Annotated in this window: 12 protein-coding genes; 2 read left to right on the top strand and 10 right to left on the bottom strand. The window is 58.7% G+C overall.

Features of this window, described 5'->3' with window-relative positions:
- Positions 1 to 117 precede the first annotated feature (117 nt).
- Together glmS and tcuC are read left to right on the top strand one after the other, a co-directional pair.
- On the top strand, positions 118 to 1,944 hold the full coding sequence (glmS, locus tag AC0L27_RS33415) for a glutamine--fructose-6-phosphate transaminase (isomerizing) (RefSeq protein WP_473321903.1): 1,827 nt from the start codon (positions 118 to 120) through the stop codon (positions 1,942 to 1,944).
- A 735-nt stretch (positions 1,945 to 2,679) separates the two neighbouring features.
- The gene (gene tcuC / locus AC0L27_RS33410; RefSeq protein WP_473321901.1) at positions 2,680 to 4,029 is read left to right on the top strand and encodes a tricarballylate/proton symporter TcuC; all 1,350 of its coding nucleotides are present in this window, start codon (positions 2,680 to 2,682) and stop codon (positions 4,027 to 4,029) included.
- Positions 4,030 to 4,459: 430 nt separating this feature from the next.
- Here the strand turns inward: tcuC and AC0L27_RS33405 are convergent, their stop codons facing one another.
- The 10 genes from AC0L27_RS33405 to AC0L27_RS33360 form a co-directional block, all read right to left on the bottom strand.
- Positions 4,460 to 5,317, bottom strand: coding sequence for an electron transfer flavoprotein subunit beta/FixA family protein (locus tag AC0L27_RS33405; protein WP_473321898.1), 858 nt, complete (start codon positions 5,315 to 5,317; stop codon positions 4,460 to 4,462).
- Between the two features lie 418 nt (positions 5,318 to 5,735).
- Positions 5,736 to 7,550: a nif-specific transcriptional activator NifA gene (nifA, locus tag AC0L27_RS33400; RefSeq protein ID WP_473321895.1), complete on the bottom strand. Its 1,815-nt coding sequence runs from the start codon at positions 7,548 to 7,550 to the stop codon at positions 5,736 to 5,738.
- Between the two features lie 184 nt (positions 7,551 to 7,734).
- The gene (locus AC0L27_RS33395; RefSeq protein ID WP_473321980.1) at positions 7,735 to 8,502 is read right to left on the bottom strand and encodes an SDR family NAD(P)-dependent oxidoreductase; all 768 of its coding nucleotides are present in this window, start codon (positions 8,500 to 8,502) and stop codon (positions 7,735 to 7,737) included.
- Between the two features lie 935 nt (positions 8,503 to 9,437).
- Positions 9,438 to 10,412 carry a nodulation protein NodZ gene (locus AC0L27_RS33390; RefSeq protein ID WP_473321894.1) on the bottom strand — a complete coding sequence of 325 codons (975 nt, stop codon included), beginning with the start codon at positions 10,410 to 10,412 and terminating at the stop codon, positions 9,438 to 9,440.
- A gap of 174 nt (positions 10,413 to 10,586) precedes the next feature.
- A complete protein-coding gene (locus AC0L27_RS33385; RefSeq protein ID WP_473321892.1) occupies positions 10,587 to 12,599 on the bottom strand; it encodes a carbamoyltransferase family protein in 2,013 nt (670 codons plus the stop codon).
- A gap of 189 nt (positions 12,600 to 12,788) precedes the next feature.
- Positions 12,789 to 13,577 (bottom strand): ABC transporter permease, encoded by a 789-nt coding sequence (locus AC0L27_RS33380; protein WP_473321890.1) that lies wholly within the window; start codon positions 13,575 to 13,577, stop codon positions 12,789 to 12,791.
- Between the two features lie 3 nt (positions 13,578 to 13,580).
- Entirely contained in the window at positions 13,581 to 14,495 is a 915-nt protein-coding gene (nodI, locus tag AC0L27_RS33375; protein WP_369726219.1) for a nodulation factor ABC transporter ATP-binding protein NodI, read from the bottom strand.
- 4 nt (positions 14,496 to 14,499) lie between these two features.
- Complete coding sequence (gene nodU, locus AC0L27_RS33370; RefSeq protein WP_473321888.1) at positions 14,500 to 16,212, bottom strand: nodulation protein NodU; 1,713 nt, start codon at positions 16,210 to 16,212, stop codon at positions 14,500 to 14,502.
- Positions 16,213 to 16,223: 11 nt separating this feature from the next.
- A complete protein-coding gene (gene nodS / locus AC0L27_RS33365; RefSeq protein ID WP_473321979.1) occupies positions 16,224 to 16,847 on the bottom strand; it encodes a nodulation methyltransferase NodS in 624 nt (207 codons plus the stop codon).
- A 27-nt stretch (positions 16,848 to 16,874) separates the two neighbouring features.
- Positions 16,875 to 17,711 (bottom strand): glycosyltransferase family 2 protein (locus AC0L27_RS33360; protein WP_473321886.1); only part of this gene is annotated, 837 nt, incomplete at its 5' end.

The following is a 17,711-nucleotide window of genomic DNA, read 5'->3' as shown; positions in this document are numbered from 1 at the left end:
GGTGACGCGGCCAGATGGAGGGCAGGCACGGCTCGACTGGCCGATACTATAGCGAGCGAATTCGTCAGGCGCGCCTTCCGGCCTGCTCTGTGTTGAACTTGAGGTAAACTGATTAGCATGTGCGGAATTGTTGGCATCTTGGGGCGCGGTCCGGTCGCGGATCGTCTCATCGATTCACTAAAACGACTGGAGTATCGCGGCTACGACTCAGCAGGCATCGGAACGCTCAAAGGAAATCAGATCGAGCTTCGACGCGCCGAGGGCAAGCTGCGGAACCTTGAGACGCGCGTTCGCTGCCATCCGCTCTCAGGCCATGTCGGGATCGGGCACACGCGCTGGGCTACTCACGGTAAGCCGACCGAGCACAATGCTCATCCGCATGCAACAGACAATGTTGCGGTCGTCCATAACGGCATAATCGAGAATTTCCGCGAGCTGCGCGCGGAGCTGAAACAGCATGGCGCTTGTTTCGCCTCTGAGACAGACACCGAGGTGGTGGCGCATCTCATCGACTCTCATCTCAGGAATGGCTGCTCGCCGCAGGAGGCAGTAAAAGCGTCGCTGCCGCGGCTAGTGGGCGCGTTTGCGCTTGCAATCCTGTTCAAGGGTCAACACGATCTCATGATCGGTGCGCGCAAGGGCTCACCACTCGCGATTGGGCATGGCGAAGGCGAAATGTATCTCGGATCGGATGCTATCGCGCTCGCGCCTCTTACCGACGTGATCACCTACCTTGAGGATGGCGATTGGGCTGTGCTCAACCGCAACTTCAGCGTGGTCTACGACGCACAAGGCACAGTCGTCCGCCGGGACGTGGTGAACTCTGGCGCCTCGTCGGTTCTCGTCGACAAAGCACAATACCGCCACTTCATGGCGAAGGAAATCCACGAACAGCCAGAGGTGATCGGGCGTACGCTTGCGCATTACGTCGATATTGCCACCGAGAGCGTGGTACTGCCGCAGGAGCTTCCGTTCGACTTCAATGAGATCGGACAAATCTCGGTCACGGCTTGCGGTACGGCAGGCTACGCCGGCCACATCGCCAAATACTGGTTCGAGCGGCTGGCTCGCATTCCGGTCGAGCTCGATGTCGCCTCCGAATTTCGCTATCGTGAGGCGCCGATGCGCAAGGGAGATCTTGCTATCTTCATCTCGCAGTCCGGCGAGACGGCCGATACGCTGGCCGCACTCCGCTATGCCAAATCCCAAGGTTTGCATACCCTTTCGATCGTGAACGTACTGAGTTCGACCATTGCGCGCGAAAGCGGGACGGTATTGCAGATACACGCGGGGCCCGAAATCGGCGTTGCCTCAACCAAGGCGTTCACATGCCAGCTGGTCGTCCTGGCCGCGCTTGCGCTCGCTGCGGGTGAGGCGCGCGGTGAATTGTCAGAGAGCGACAGCATCGATCTTGTACGCGAGCTGATCGAACTTCCTCGGTTAGTTAGCGCGGCGCTTGCCAGCGAGCCGCAGATCGAGAAGCTCGCACGCGACATCACCAAATCGCGAGACGTGCTATATCTTGGTCGCGGCACGTCGTTTCCCCTGGCTCTGGAAGGGGCACTGAAGCTTAAGGAGATTTCCTATATTCACGCCGAGGGCTATGCGGCTGGAGAGCTCAAGCACGGCCCGATCGCCTTGGTCGACGAGAGCGTTCCCGTAATCGTCATCGCTCCTTCCGACCGGGTGTTCGAAAAGACCCTCTCGAACATGCAGGAGGTCGCCGCACGGGGTGGCAAGATTATCTTGATAACGGACGCTAGGGGAGCCGCAGAGGCGTCCATGGATTCACTCGCGACCATTGTGCTGCCGGAGATGGGTGCGACATTTACCTCGATTGTCTATGCGATTCCGGTGCAGCTCCTGGCCTACCACACGGCCATCCTCATAGGCACGGACGTCGACCAACCCCGAAACCTCGCCAAATCGGTAACCGTCGAATAAGGCAAGGTGACGCGACCCGGGTCGTCGTGGTCAGATTCCGAATGCGCGCAAGCCGCGGTCGGATCGAATCACGATGTGCCGCCCAGCTCCAGGCCCCGATGCCACTGCGAGGCTTGTGCCTGTTCTTGGCCAGACGGCGTTTGGACCGCATTCGAACCGGAGCGCCCCCTCGAAGTACGAGGTGCGCCTTGCTCGCAGGACAACGTGGCTCTTTCCGAGCATGGCGTTCGGCGGTATCGGGCGGGCTTGATCGCCAGCGCGCTCACCAAATCTTGTCCGTCAAACCTCAGGTTAAGTTGAGCAATATCGAGATCGCTCGACATCGGGTGAGATGCTAGGGCAGCTCGGCCTCAATCGCAGGCTCGCGAGCTGTTCTAGCACGACATCTCACGGAGCTCCTCCCTGCGGCTCGTATGCTACGGATCTCGTCCCTTCCCCTTTTGCTGCATATCGGTGCGCTCGATGAGAACTTCGGCCACGCCACAGACAACAACCGTGTCACCGAGAATTGCCCGACGCTTCAGTAGCTTGAGAGCCACTCCTGCTGCACGAGCGGAATAACGAGCGAAAATTGTGAGAGTTTGCGCGGCAGTTGCCGAAAATATGCCGGAAACGTCAGGCGCTTACGGTTTGGTCGATAGGCCCTGATGGCCGATTCGCGGCCATGAACCTGCACGCGGCTGGCGTGAGATTTTCTCCGCAACCGGCCAGTTCAAAATCGAGAGGATACTCGCCATGTCACCAGCGCCCATTGCGCACGCCTCAAATGCCAAATCGCGCATTGGCGCCATCTTACGTGCCACGAGCGGCAACTTCCTCGAGCAGTTCGACTTCTTCTTGTTCGGGTTCTACGCCAGTGCCATCGGAAACGCGTTCTTTCCATCAGGAAGCGAAACCGCTTCACTGCTTAACACCTTCGGTGTGTTCTGGTTGGGTGCCTTGATGCGACCTGTTGGCGCGATCGTGCTTGGAGCCTATATCGACCAGATTGGCCGTCGGCAAGGCCTGATCATCACGCTTTCGATCATGGCTATTGGCACCATTATCATCGCCTTTTGTCCCGGCTATGGGACGATCGGCATTGCCGCACCCGCGATTGTGCTGTTCGGACGGCTGTTGCAGGGCTTTTCTGCCGGCGTTGAGGTTGGCGGCGTTTCTGTCTACCTCTCTGAGATTGCCACTCCGGGCAACCGCGGCTTTTACACATCGTTCCAGTCCTCGAGCCAGCAGGTTGCGATCTTTGTCGCGGCTCTTATCGGATATTTTTTGAGCGAAGCACTTCCGGCCGAAATGGTTGCCGCCTGGGGCTGGCGGATCCCCTTCTTCCTTGGCTGCTTGATCGTACCGCTTATCTTCTTCCTGCGCCGGACGCTGGAGGAAACTCCGGAGTTTCTGGTCATGAAGAACCACCCAACGGCCCGCGAGGTCTTTGCCTCCACGCTTGCGAACTGGCGCATCGTCATTCTCGGCATGATGATCGCGATGCTGACGACCACGACATTCTATTTCGTGACGGTGTACACGCCTACCTTCGGCAGGCACGTATTGCAGTTGTCCTCGCAGAACACGCTCTTGGTCACGCTTTTGGTCGCGGTGACGAACTTCATCTGGAACCCAATTGGCGGCGCGATTTCAGACAGAATCGGCCGGAAGCCCGTCTTGCTGACCATTGCCGGCCTTGCGTTGGTGACGGTATATCCAGCGTTGTCTTGGCTTGTAACCGATCCAAGCTTTGGCAAGATGCTGATAGTGGAGATGATGTTCTCGTTTTACTTTGGCACCTATAGCGGCGCCATGTTGGGCGCTCTGGTCGAAATCGTGCCGAAGCACGTTCGCACAACCTGCTTTTCTTTGGCCTTCGCACTCGCCGCGGCTCTCTTTGGCACGTTTACGCCGCTTGCATCGACCTGGCTCATCGACCGGACCGATGACAAGGCCTCGCCCGGTTTCTGGTTGATGTTTGCGGCTTTGCTCGGCATTATCGCCGCACTCACGGTTTATCCAGGAAACACCAAGAGAGTTGCGAAGCCGTTGCGACCCGAGCGGTCTAACCATGCCGTGAGCGCGCAATTTACCACGCATTAGCACGCGCGCCCGCGGGACATTGACGGCCCAAGGCTGAACTGAAATTGGTGCGCGACTATGCCTGCGGTGATTTACACGATGATGCGCGGCCCGTTCTGCCCGACACGGTTCTTGCTATGTGATCTGGGGCAGTATCGGGACGAATGGCGGTGATGTTGACCGGGGAGCTGAGCTTATCAGCTAACCTCGATTCCGTCCCGTGGTCGGACGGTGCGCTACCCGCACTTTGCAGTCGCGCAAAACACGGCAGATCTCGCGCGCCGACTGAGATCCCGCGCGAGCTCCACGCGCTGATATTCTGTGCGGCTGCCACAAAAATCGACCGCCCGCATCGTCGGACAGCGCGAATTACCGAGTGCACTGATCATCTCGCAGGTAGCGCCAAACCTTAGCGTAGCGAGACGTCCCCTCCGCTCGATCAGCCGCGACTTCACGCACCGCGAGCTTGCGCGGATGAGGCGAGCTGTGCGAGCTCCGTTTCGAGCATAGGGTTACGCTTGAACATAGCGTCGATCAATGCTTGCGCCGGCTGCTCGGCCGCCTCCACCCACGTCGCTTTCTCCGCTCGCGCGGAGGGCGCGAAAACACGTTTGACGACGGTCGGCGATCCCCTCAGACCGCAATTGGCCATGTCGTCCACGCCGGCACTTTGGGCGCTCCATTTTACGATTGGGGTACGGGCGGCACGCAAGGCATCTACCATTGCACCACGGCGAATTTGATTTGTTGCCTCTAACATGCTGACGAGACACGGCAGCTTGGAACGCAACACCTGGACGCCCCCTTCGCAGCGCCGTTCGGCCTCGATGGTACGTTGCTTGAAGTCCAACGCTTTAATTGTGGAAACATAAGTAAGCTGCTGGACCCCGAGCCGCCCTGCAATGCCAGGTCCCACTTGCGCCGTATCGCCGTCGATAGTCTGCTTGCCAGTGAATATGACGTCCGGTGGGCCATATTCCTTCCCAATGTTGCGAATCGCGCACGCCAACGCGTAACTCGTCGCCAGCGTATCGGAGCCCGCGAAGCTACGGTCGGTGAGCAGGACAGCGCGATCGGCACCAAATGTCAGTGCCTTTCGCAGAGATTCTTCGGCCGATGGCGGCCCCATTGTCAGGACGGTTATTTCGCCGCCGAATTTATCTCTTAGCTCGAGCGCAGCTTCCAGTGCAAAGAGATCATATGGGTTGATGATTGTCGGCACACCCTGGCGCATAATCGTATTCGTAACAGGGTGCACGCGGATTTGCGCAGAGTCGGGGACCTGTTTGATGCAGACGATGCTGTGCATGTACTTCTCCTAAGATGCCGAGCCGACTGTCGATGCAGCAAATGTCATACCACCGCCCCCCGGCCACTCCGCCAACAAGAAAGGAACGCGATGAATGACGCCTGACGTCGAGCCGGTTGTCACAACCGCGACAGTTTACGAGCGAGTCTCGAGCTGATCTGAGTCACGGCCAGCAACCGAGCCGCAGCGATCAGGTTGCCGGTTCGACGCCAAGCCATTTTCAGGGCGAGCACGCTTGCGAACAGAAGATGACAAGGCTGGCCGACGCGAAGACGCCTTACGCGTCGCCGGCGAGCGAATCCCAAGGCATGAGGCTAGCATTCGCGTCATGCATCCGAGCTGCGACCGCCCCTTTCCGTGCCCTCCTATCCCAGTCGGCCGAGCAAGAGAAAGGGAGGGAGCGAGCCCGACGCTTTGTTCAGAAGCGCTTGATCTCGATGCCGTGTGTTCGCAAGGCATAGCCAATCTGGCGCGGGGTCAGTCCTAGCAGGCGCGCCGCCTTCGCCTGTACCCACCCGGATCTTTCCATGGCCGCGATGACGCGCTCGCGATCGGTGACTTTCGCGGCACCCACCACGGGGCGCCCGGGCGGCTCCAGCGGTGTCGGCTCGCTGCTGACCGGCTGAACGGGTGTCACGGCTTGCGTTGCCGGCATGCTCAGCCTCGCGGGCAGCGCGATCGTCGGGCTCGGCTGTCGCGCCATTTCCGCCGGACCACACTTCCACAGCAAGGCCGACAGGCACTGCCCGTAGCAGCACGCAAAATCATCTCTAACGATCGACGATCCTTGCGCTAGCGTCGCGGTCCGCTGCACGCAGTTTTCGAGTTCGCGGACATTACCGGGAAATCCGCAATTCATGAGGACCTCAATCGCACTTGAATCGAATACCAGAGCACGGCCGTTCTCATTGTTGAAGTTTTTCAAAAAACGAGCCGCGAGAAGCGGAATATCGGTGCGTCTTTCCCGCAGCGGCGGCAATAGCAGCGGAACCACGCTGATGCGGTAATAGAGATCGGCACGGAACTCGTTCCTTGCCACCGCCTCTTCAAGATTCTTGTTCGTGGCCGCAATCACGCGGACATCGACTTTGATTGTCTGATTGCCGCCCACCCTCTCGAATTCCTGCTCCTGAAGCACGCGCAGGAGCTTCGCCTGGAACGAGCCCGAGATCTCTCCAATCTCATCCAGAAACAAGGTTCCCTTGTCGGCGATCTCGAAGCGACCCTTGCGCGCGTTGAATGCGCCCGTAAACGCCCCCTTCTCGTGTCCGAACAATTCGGATTCCAGCACGGTCTCGGTGAGGGCTGCGCAATTCAGCTTGATAAAGGGGCGTTTGGCGCGCGCTGAACGCTCGTGAATAGCCTTCGCGACCAGCTCTTTGCCGGTACCCGACTCGCCACGCAACAAAACCGTGCTATTCGATTTTGAGATCACCTCGATCTTCTCAAGTAGCGCGCGCAGCGCCGGGCTGTCGCCGATAATTCCCTCGACTTGGACCTTCTTACGGTCCCGCCCATGGGGCTTGAGCTCGGACAGCTGCTTCTGCAGCCGGAACTCCTCGTCCATAAGGCGCCCGCGATCGCGCACAAACAAGCAATGCAACTTCGCCGTCTGGCCCAGCAGCCTTGCGACCATCGTCAGCAGGCGGACGTCGTCCTCGAGCTGCGCACGCGTCCCGTTGTCCGCGATGCGGTCGATGCTCAGCGTACCCACAACTTTGTCGTCGACGTTTATGGGAACGCCGATGAACGCAACGCGCGTATGACCGCCGGCATCTAACATATCGGCCTCCGAAGAACTGAAGGCCGAATGCAGCGCTACGTTCTCGACGATGAGCGGCTGCCCCGACGCCACGATTTGATCGATTGCTCCTTGCGGCAAGCGCAACCCGCAGCGCGCATCGCGGTCTTCGCTCCTGCCGTCGTCTACGATGATCTCCGGCCCGCCGTCATGCTCGAACAGACATACGATGCCGCGCCGCATCTGCACGAGCGATCCCAGACGCTCGATGACGCTCGCCAGCTTAGCCTCGAGCCGACATAGGCCAGTGAGCGTGTGCGCTATTTCAACAATCGTGCTTAGCGATTCCTCTTGCGACCGCACAATACAAGCGGAAGCGTCCGCATCGGAGGTTGAGTTTGGCTTTTCGCGCAGGGAAATGCTGTCTAGCATGACGACTTCTCCGTTCCTTTCTTGATCCTCCTCATCGGACTTGTTGGATTCGTGTTGCATGCCCGATCTGACATCCAGTTCTCAGGGCGGGACGAGAGATGACCCTTCTTCATGGCACGTCGGCAGCACTTAGAGTGGCTAGTTTTTCCGCTTTGTTCTTTCCAACTTGCTGCGCGAATTCACTCCGGCCAACATGACTTCCATCGATGAAGCTCAGAACAGCCGGGGCTCTTTAGGGATTGAATTATAAGTGTTGCCCGCCATTGATCGGCACTTCGCCGCCGGTGACATAACTTGCCGCATCTGAACATAGGAAGAAAATGACCTTGGCGACCTCTTCGGGTGTACCCACTCGGCGGAGTGGGATCTTTGGCACAAGATGCTCTTCCGTGTCAGGCGACAAAATGTCCGTCTTGATTTCGCCGGGCGCGACCGCATTGACGCGAATCCCATGCGCGGCGTAATCGTGCGCCATTTCGCGCGTGAGACAAGCGAGCGCAGCTTTCGAAGTTGCATATGCCGACCCTGCAAATGGATGCACCCGCGAGCCGGCGATCGACGTCACGTTGACGATCGAGCCTGACGCCCTTTTTAATTCGTCGAACAGGCCTTGAGCGAGTAGGATCGGTGCCACCAGATTGAGGTGGAACACGCTCATCCAGGTGTCGACTGAGGTCGCCAGCGATGTCAGCCTGGTACCGTTTGCCGCTTTTGGTGAGTTTCCGGCATTGTTTACCAGTCCGTGCAACGGTGCGCCAGCAAGGCGCTCCTTGATCTCGGCAATCACGCGCGGCAGCATCCGATGGTCGCCCAGGTCGACTTCGATATAGCTGTCGCCCTCTGAGTCTGATGGGCGGCGCGCCCCGTCCAATGGTTGGCGCGCGCAAGAAATGATGCGCCAACCGGCTTTCGAAAACAATTTTCCGGTAGCGCGGCCGATACCGCGCGATGCCCCAGTCAATACCAGCGTCTTTCGCTCGCGCAGCGGGCGGCCCGATCGATCGGCGTGAATTGGACCGCCAGGGTCCGTTTCCGACGATTGAGATACGACCGCTTTGTCATCTGCTAGACCTAGATTCACAGGCGGCTCCCATCCGCTCCCGTCGCCTGTGCACCTGGTGCAGGATCCGGGCCAAGGCGACGCAGGGCACAAGGGGCGCAATTTTGAGACCCAAATGGCAGGTTCTGAACATCTGGCCTGTTTGCTTTTCGACAACAGCAACGCCGCGTCGAGCGCCCGGGCGCGTTGACAGCGTCGCACTCCAGGGGTGGTCTGTGGCTCATTCGAGTTGGCGGAGATAGATCAGCTGCCTTGTGCGGAGATCAGGACCGATGGCCAGTTCGTCCAATTTGGTCTCGGCGGTTGGACGCCGGCGCAGATGCGGCTCTGGTTCGACATCGATGGGCTGAGGCTCGTGCCTTCATCAGCTGCGGCCGAACGTATTTCGCAACCAACGCATGAACAAGGCCGGTCGTCCAGAAGACGAGCTGACTGCGAAAGGATTACGCAGAAACGGCGATCCAACTACCGGACGCGCGTCCTTGCTGCTGGGACATTCTGACGTGACCGTCTGCTAGGTCAGATTTCCTCGGCGGCCCGGAACACCATTGCCGTGCTCTTCAGCGCCTGGCCAGCGATGGCGGTTCGGGCCCAGTGATGACGGGAGATCACCTTTTCCGCGCCAGTCGACTTACAGGTGGCGGCCAGACACATTGCGGGACAAGGCCGCCGACGCTCGCTGGCATTGCCCGACGCTTCGCCAGGCGTTCGCCGTACCAGCCGCAATGCGTTGCGGATAGTGCGCGGGTCAGCCCTCATCTGCGGACGGAACTCGCCATCCACCGTTTCTGGGACACGTTGCGAAACTCGATGCTGTGGAAGCCAGCAGTATCAGGCCGACGATCTAGGCGACGATTGCTCAGGCTCTCGTTCAAATTCTCGGCACTTCATGAAGCCGCGAAATGCTCGTACGGGTTATCGATCAGGGTCAAATGCTCCGGATTGGTCAGATCGAATTCAATAATGCGTGGCACGAGCAGACGGGCATAGCGCGTAAAGGCGCTAGTAGGAGGAAAGCGGATCACGGTGGCGCATCGCGCGAGAAGATACATGTCGATGAGAGCGGAAGCTCCACCTTCAATTCCCATTTCCGCGCTATGCAACGGCCCTGCCCGATCGGCCTGGAACCGTTTTGGTACGGCGAAGATATCGGGAAACAGGCCCGATACGTGATCGAGCACCTGTGCGCTATCGGTGCACAGGAAGATCTTTACAGGCTTCGGATATGGCAACGCCTTGGCTTTTCCGATTGCCATGCGGACCTGACGAAGGGCGAGCTCCGAATCGGCCCAGTACGGAGCGTGCCCCATGATATCTTCGCCATTGCCGTGCCGAACATGAACGCCGATCATGCTATGGCCGCTAAAGTGTTGCTCATACAGGGCGTCGATCCGCGCTTGAATCTCAGACCTGAGCTTGAGGCTCCGAAAGATCAGTCGTTCGGCTTCCTCACCACAGCGCCACATCAGGCAAGCGTCACAGACAATGGTGTTGGCTTCGTTATCGTCTCTTGCCTGGAACAGCTCGGTCAGTTCGTCACGTTCTCGGAAGATCTGCTCGTCCGGACGATTGATACAGTCGATCGACGGCCTATTCCACCAGGGCGGGAAAAACGGGCCGGGAAACGAGAGCTGGTTGACCCTGTCATCGCAAATCACCGGCACACCAGCGATGTCCTCAACCGGCTCGAAGAACACCGGAAAGGCATTGCTGAACGGTTGGTCGACATAACAGGAACCGCGCCAGTCAATAACGAGCGTTCGCCCGGTCCGCTGCGCGTACGACCAGGCTGAGGCCAACGACCAGAGGCAATCACCAAAGCCGGTGCGCCTCCGAGAAACAACAAAGCGTTCCTTCGTCAAGTTATCAAACCCTTCTCGTTGCGCGAGCTCAGTTCTGTGTGGCGCACCAACTCATCTGCGATGCCGATCCACGCCGGGCGCTGGTCACTTGGACGCAAGTCACTTAACCCGCAAACTCATCCTGCACGGCACTGCGATTGGCAGGTCATGCAAGAGGGTCACATTGCGAACCTTTCACGACCGCGCAGTCTGTGACGGATGCAGCCGAATACGACGCTGATCCCACAGCCCGCGCAGTTCGGTCACGAGAGCTTCGCGCCTCGTCCTGTCAGAGGTGACCCTGGCGAGAAGATCGGCAAGAACAGCTTCCTTCTCGATGTGCATCAGCATGTCGAACAGGTCATGCGAGACGCGTACACTGTCATGGCTGGAGTGACCCATGCGGATCTCGCAGACTGTCTCCTGCCGGTCTCGGCCGGTATGAGCGCGAACCCGGTAAAGAGATACATGGGCCGGCAGTGATACAGCCAGCGCGGTCCAGTTTTCGAGCGTTGTTGCCCGCTTTTTGATGAGGAATGACCCGACCACAAGGCCATCCAGCTCGGTTGACAAAAACGCCGTAATCGCATCGGCAACGGAATCAACGATCGGTTCGGCATTGTTGTTGAAAGACGTGTTAAGCAGAATCGGGACGCCTGTCCGACTCTTGAACGCATTGATAAGTTCCCAATAGGCGGCATTGCTCGTGCGGGACACCGTTTGCAGCCGAGCCGTACCATCGATATGCGTGATCGCGCCCAGCAACGCACGCATGGATTCGCGTACGCGAACGACGAAGTTCATGAAGGGATATTCTGCACGACCATCCGGCAACTCAAAGAACGCACCCGCATCCTCCTCGAGAACCGATGGCGCAAACGGTCGATAACTCTCGCGCTTCTTGACCATCGCATTGATCCGGTCCTTGTTTGCCGCGGGCCTCGGGTCCGCAAGAATACTGCGGTTGCCGAGCGCACGAGGGCCGAACTCGGACCGGCCCTGTACCCACCCGATCACAGCGCCATCAGCGATCCACTCGGCTGCTCTGGCTGCGACGTCAGCGGTTCGTTCAATCTCGAGGTGTCCGGCCCATCCCTTGAGTTCCTGTTCAATGCTGTCGTCGTTGCCGACATCCGGCCCCCAATAAACCGCCTGTAGTCGCTCGCGGGGCGGAGCCTGCCCCGCCTCGTTCGAGACCATCAGTGCCGCGCCCAATGCGCATCCGGCATCATGCGAAGCCGGCTGCACGAAAATGTCTTCGAACAGGCCTGAATACAGCAATTTTCCGTTTAGCGTGCAGTTGTGGGCCACACCGCCAGCCAGGCACAACCGTTTCATTCCGGTCTGCTCACGATAATGCCGAAGAATGTGAAACACGATCCGCTCCAGCGCCTCCTGCAACGATGCGCTCACATCTCGATGCTGTTGCGTGAACGGCATTCCCCTTCGCCGGACCTCGATATTGCGCAGCAATGCTGGGCCGACACGGTCGAGGTGAACGCGGTAGTTACCGTTTGGGGAGAGCTCATAGAATTGGGAAAAAAGCTCGCGATAGCGTGCGGGATCTCCGTAAGGAGCCAATCCCATAACCTTGTATTCGTCGAACAGGCCGTAGCCGAGGTATCGGATCGTTTCCAGATAGAACAGTCCGAGAGAGTTGGTCTCTGGAAACGTCATGAGCTCGGTCATTTCGGTGCCCGACCCAACAGCCAACAGACCCGAGAGGAAGTCGCCACAGCCGTCGATCGCGAGAACCAGGCTTTCTTCAAAACCCGACATTGCCAAAGCGCTTACGGCATGGGCCTGATGATGGCCTACGAATGACACCCGCGAAGGGTCAACTTGGGTACCGAACTCTGCCGCGAGAAGGTGCCGCAACAGTAGATTCGCATCTAGCGGAATTGAGATCTCAGGTTGTGAGATGAACAACCGTTCGAGCATCGAATTGCAGTAGGCTTCAGTCGCGTAGAACGCAATACGATCGACGTCGCGAAGCTTCACACCCGCGGCTGATAGACAGTATTCAATCGCACTGCTCGGGAGCTTGTTCGAATGTTTGATGCGGTTGAGGCGCTCCTCTTCAACGGCGGCGATGACGCGACCGTCCTTGACGAGCACTGCGGCGCCGTCGTGCAGAAACGTGTTCGGTAGTTGCAGCGGGTTTTCATAGACCTTATCGAGCCCGCCACTCAATCCTAGACACAGCATCTTGCTCTCCGTTCATTCTGAGAGGCCTATTGGCCTATTTCGTATCGTCTGCTTCGCAAGTAGGTCACATGTCGCCACGGGGCCGATCAGGCATCGCCAACGAAACGAGGCTCACATAAGCGTCAGACGCGAATCGAACGTGAGTTGCGTCCGATGTCTGATCTCGCGGCGCTTTAGGTCTTGTTCCTCTCACCGCATCAGTCGCTGCCGAAGCAGCGCGGCCGAGACGATGAAGGGAATCGCTGCGTAGATGCAAAGTGCGCCCACATGCAAACCGACGCTGTCGACGGGCCGACCGAGCATTGCTGGACGAATGAGATCGACTGAATGTGTCAGGGGCAACAAGGCCGCTATGCGTTGAAATGAACCAGGCAACTGGCCGATTGGGAAGATCGCCCCGCTCAAATACATCATCGGCGTGAGGATAAGTGATTGGTAGAAGATGAAATAGTCGTGGCTCGGTGCAAGCGCTGAAACGACCATTGCGAGGCTCGCGAAAGCAACGCCAGTGAGGGCGATGGCTGGTAACGCATAGGGAATGGACGACCACTCTGCATAGCCGAGTGCGATGGCAACAATTGTGATCGCCGTCCCGGCGAGCAAGGCCTTGCTCGCTGCCCATGCCATTTCACCCAGAACAATGTCGCCGAGCGTAAGGGGCGTACAGAGCACTGCCTCCCACGTGCAACCTGTCTGCATGCGAGCGTAAGCCCCATAGATCGTTTCGAAAGTTGAGGAGACCATCGCGCTCGTGGCAACCATGCCAGCCGCCAGAAACGCAATGTATGAAGTCCCCTCAACGCCACCTACGATCATTCCGAGGCCAAAACCAAGACCGAAGAGAGAGCTCATCGGCTCGGCCAGATTTCCAAGAATCGATGCCAGAGCGACTTTCCGCCAGACCAGAAAGTTGCGGCGCCAAACCGCGATCCAATTCCATGGATTAGCAGGGAGCGCGGGCGCAAAACGTTGCCACATCGTTCAGTCCTTCATCTCTCGCCCGGTTAACCGCAAGAAGACATCCTCCAGATTTGGAGGACGCTGCAGAAGGCGGAGATCCGTACGGCAGGCAAGCCGGCGACGCACCTGCTCGGGATCCGTGACATAGCAAAACAGCGTCTCCCCGCTCACCTCAGCGTGCCGCACTTGGGTTCTGACCAGCGGCAGCAACTCATGCGGATTACCACCGTAAATCTCGATCACTTGACACCCGATCTGCTGCTCGATGAGAGCATGAGGCTGCCCTTCCGCGATTTTGCGGCCGTGCTCAAGCACGCACAGGCGGTCGCACAATCGCTCCGCCTCTTCCATGAAATGGGTGGTGAGAAGAATCGTTTTGCCGCGCGCTAATAGCCAGCGCAAGCGTTCCCAGATGAGATGACGGCCGTGCGGATCGAGGCCAGTCGTCGGCTCGTCAAGCACCAAGAGCTGCGGGTCGTTAATGAGGGCACGTGCCAGCGTCAACCGCCGCTTCATGCCGCCGGACAGTTCCGCGACGCGGGCGTCCGCCTTGTTCTCCAGGCGGGCGAATTCGAGCAGCGACGGTGTGACCGCTTTGACCTCGGTCGCGCTCATGGCGAAGTAGCGACCGAAAACGAGCAAGTTTTCGCGAACCGTGAGCTGAAGATCAAGGTTGTCGAACTGGGGGACAACCCCGATGCCCCGGCGCGCCAAGGGCGCACGTGCCGGCACCGGCTCGCCAAGCACGCAGATCTTACCTGCGTCGGGCGACGCAACACCCAGGATCAAACGCGCAAGCGTGCTTTTACCCGCGCCGTTTGGTCCCAGCAGACCGAAGCATTCTCCCGGCGCGACCGTAAACGAAAGAGCGTCCACGACGATCCGGTCCTTGTAGGACTTGCTCACCTCGAAAAGGTCGACTGCCGGGGCTGACATTTGCTTACGCCATCGCGACGGACGTTGTTCGCACCGCGTCCTGGGTCGCGTGCTTCTTTGTCCAAAGCAGGCCGTCACACCATACGTGATCGACGCGTCCCCACTGGCATGCGGCGGCAGCATCCGGGAAAAAGCCGCTTCCATGCAGATTAGCGCTGGTATTGCAAAGCAACGGGATGGCTGTGAGCTTCTCGTACTCGATGAGAAGCTCGACCACTTTATGCTGAGATGATCTGGAAACCGTCTGTAGGCGAGCAGATCCATCGAGATGCACGACGGCGGGAATTTTGTCCCGCCATTCGGGTCGCGTCTGGTGATCGAAGAGCATGTACGGATCCGGTACTCCGGGGCTAAAAATCTCCGCCGCACGATCCTCCAGGCATATCGGCGCTACCGGCCTGAAATGCTCACGAAGCTTGATGTCGTTGAGTTGATCTTTCATTCCCTCCCAGCTTGCAGCCGCGAGAATGCTTCTGCCACCCAAGGCCCGTGGTCCGAGCTCGGCACGCCCGGCAAGGAAGATCACGGGCTTGTCACTCGCGAGGATTGCCGCAAGTTCGCCCATCGTGCAGGGCGCGCCCTCCCATCCGGACGGGACTTCGCTGGGACGAACGGCCGGTCCACTATAGACCGACCATTCCAGAGCTCTAAAGCCTTGCTGTGCCACCAGGCCAGAGCAAGCAGCACCGATGGCTGAGCCGCTGTCGTTCGGAAAGGGCGGCACCCACACGTCATCGAACAGGCCGGTCGCACGAAATGCACTATTCCACTTGATATTCAGGCCGCAGCCGCCGGCTATGCAGAGGTTACGCACCCCCGCAAGGTCCGAATGCCGCTGCACAACATCAGCAATTGTGCGAACCAGCAGCCGCTCTAGAAACACGTGAAATGACGCAAGGATGTCTTCGGCCTGCTTGGCCTTCAATCGCAGCGCGCACGCATCGAAGAAGTCGTGCAGAGCTTCAAGTGGCGATTTTGAGCTGTTGATCTGTGCAACCTTGTGACAAGCGCCATCAGCATCCGTGGCAAAGTGCGTCTGATAAAGCTCCTGAAACGTGTTAATGATCTCCTCGTCGGGAGCTCCCAGAGCGATATAGGCCATCAGCTTGCCGGCGATACCTAGATCCCAGCTGGTCCGGTCTGCCCGCCTGTAAGGTCCAAAGTGATGTCCTGCCGTCGCATAAGCGTGGCCTATCATCGGAAACAGGCACTCGATGAACCGGATGCCGTGCGGCTCGACATAGTAGAGGCGTGGAAACATGCAGCCGTCCCACACCAAGCAGAAAGCAGGCTGTGCGGATTCGGCAAACGAGCTGGTGCAGTATGCGGATGCTACGTGCCCGGTGACATGGGGATAGCTTTGATAGGGATATAGTTTTCCGTCAAGCATAAGGCCCATGCGATCGCGCGACGCGAGCGGGCTATCGCCTTGGCGTTCGACATACGGCGCGCCCTTGAGCTTGACGGTGGTCGTCCCACTAAGGACTTCAAACTGCGATTCGACCTCTCCATCCCAGCCATCAATGACGAACTTATCAACATCGCTCGGATCGAGCCCGTGCTCCGCCAAAGCGCTAACAACGGAATCCAGGTTGCCGATAGTTTGATAACGCGGATTATTGTTCAGCTTCTCCTGCTCGACGCAGAACACCAGTCGGCCGTCCTCGATCAGAGCGACTGCCCCGTCATGCGTCAACTTGATACCGCAGATTCGCATAGTGGCTCCTTTCAGGCTCGGCCGTTGGGTCGGATCGAAGATCGCTCCGGATTGCGAAAGCGGACCAACAGGCAGTCTTCGTCAGCCGACTGCCCCTGGCACTGCACGCGTTCGACCTCAATGAGCGCTTCACTCAAAATCGTGATGACTGTCTCGGCACCAGCGACATGCCCCCATCGCTTGCAGGCCATATCACGTGCAGATCCGAAGACCAGATGCCCACCCGGAGCAAGCATTTTGACCATGTTGTCGATTGCAGTACGCATTTGCGTCATGTCTTCAAGATAATAGAGAACTTCGGCGACGACGATCAGATCGAACAGCTCCGCGGTTGCGAACTGCAGAATGTCGGTCGCCGCCCAGCTGATATGCGACCACCTCTTGGTCCGCTGGACCGCTCGACCGATCGCTCGCGGCATAACATCGATGACCGTGAGCCGTTGGCAGTGAGGAGCAAGCTTCTCTGTAAACGCACCGGCCGCGCACCCTATTTCGAGGCCGTTTGACACGGCGCTGTTCGACAGCGACAGCCGCAGCAATTGGGTGTGACGCTCACGTTCGAACGGATTGTCGTCAAGCCGCCACGGGTCATCATTAGCCAACTCCCGCTCCAACGACTGGTATATGTTGTCCATGCTCACCACTGATCCCCTAGAAGCTGCTTAGTCAGTTTCGGCCGCAATGCCGTCCGACGCGATCAGCTGCGAATGAGCGCGTGAAAGACCTGCCCTGCGAATTGAGCCAGGCGTTTCCGATGCGAGGTTGAGGCTTGGTCCTGTTGTCGCGTCTTCCATCGAGGCAATCGATTCATCACCGTCTGATGATTTCGCTATTGTGCGCGAGAGCCAATCGCTGTTGCTCAAAGTACAGAGCGCATAGACCTTCATTGGGAGCAGGAGAAAAATGTTGATCGGGGTATGCAGCGAGAAGCCGAGAAATCGTAGTTCGCGAGCGCGAACCGCCGCTACGCTACATCGAGTCATGGTCATCGCGACGATAGTCAGACCGGTCCACCACGGCACGCTGTCCGTGAGCGCGAGCTGTGCGAGCGCGGCGATCGATGAGACGGCGAGCAGCAACGGCCCGAGGTTCTGTCCGAGCACATCGAGTGTGAGGTACCGATCGAGGCCGGGCAGCAGGTGCAAACCGAGCAGCGTGTCGCGGTAGGTGCTTCGCGCCCAACGGAGCTGTTGGCGCAGATAGGGCAAGAGCCTATCCGGGACCACCGTTGCGGCGATTGCGTCCGGAACGTACTCGGTTCGAAACCCTGCCTTGAGCATGAGGATCGTCAGATGACGGTCCTCACCGAAGTCGCTCGGCTTTCCTCGGAAGAACTGCGTCTCGTATTGGTCGAGCAGCAACATGAGCGCGGAACGCCGGTACATTGCACATGGCCCGCAGCAGCACATGACGGCGCCAAAGCGCGTCTGCGCCGCGCGCTCCTCGTTGCAAGCCAACCAGTACTCCATGTCGATCAATCGGGTCAGCCAGCTGTCGTT

It is taken from the genome of Bradyrhizobium sp. Ken51 (assembly GCF_055807435.1).
This window is presented reverse-complemented; position numbering and strand designations above follow the sequence as displayed.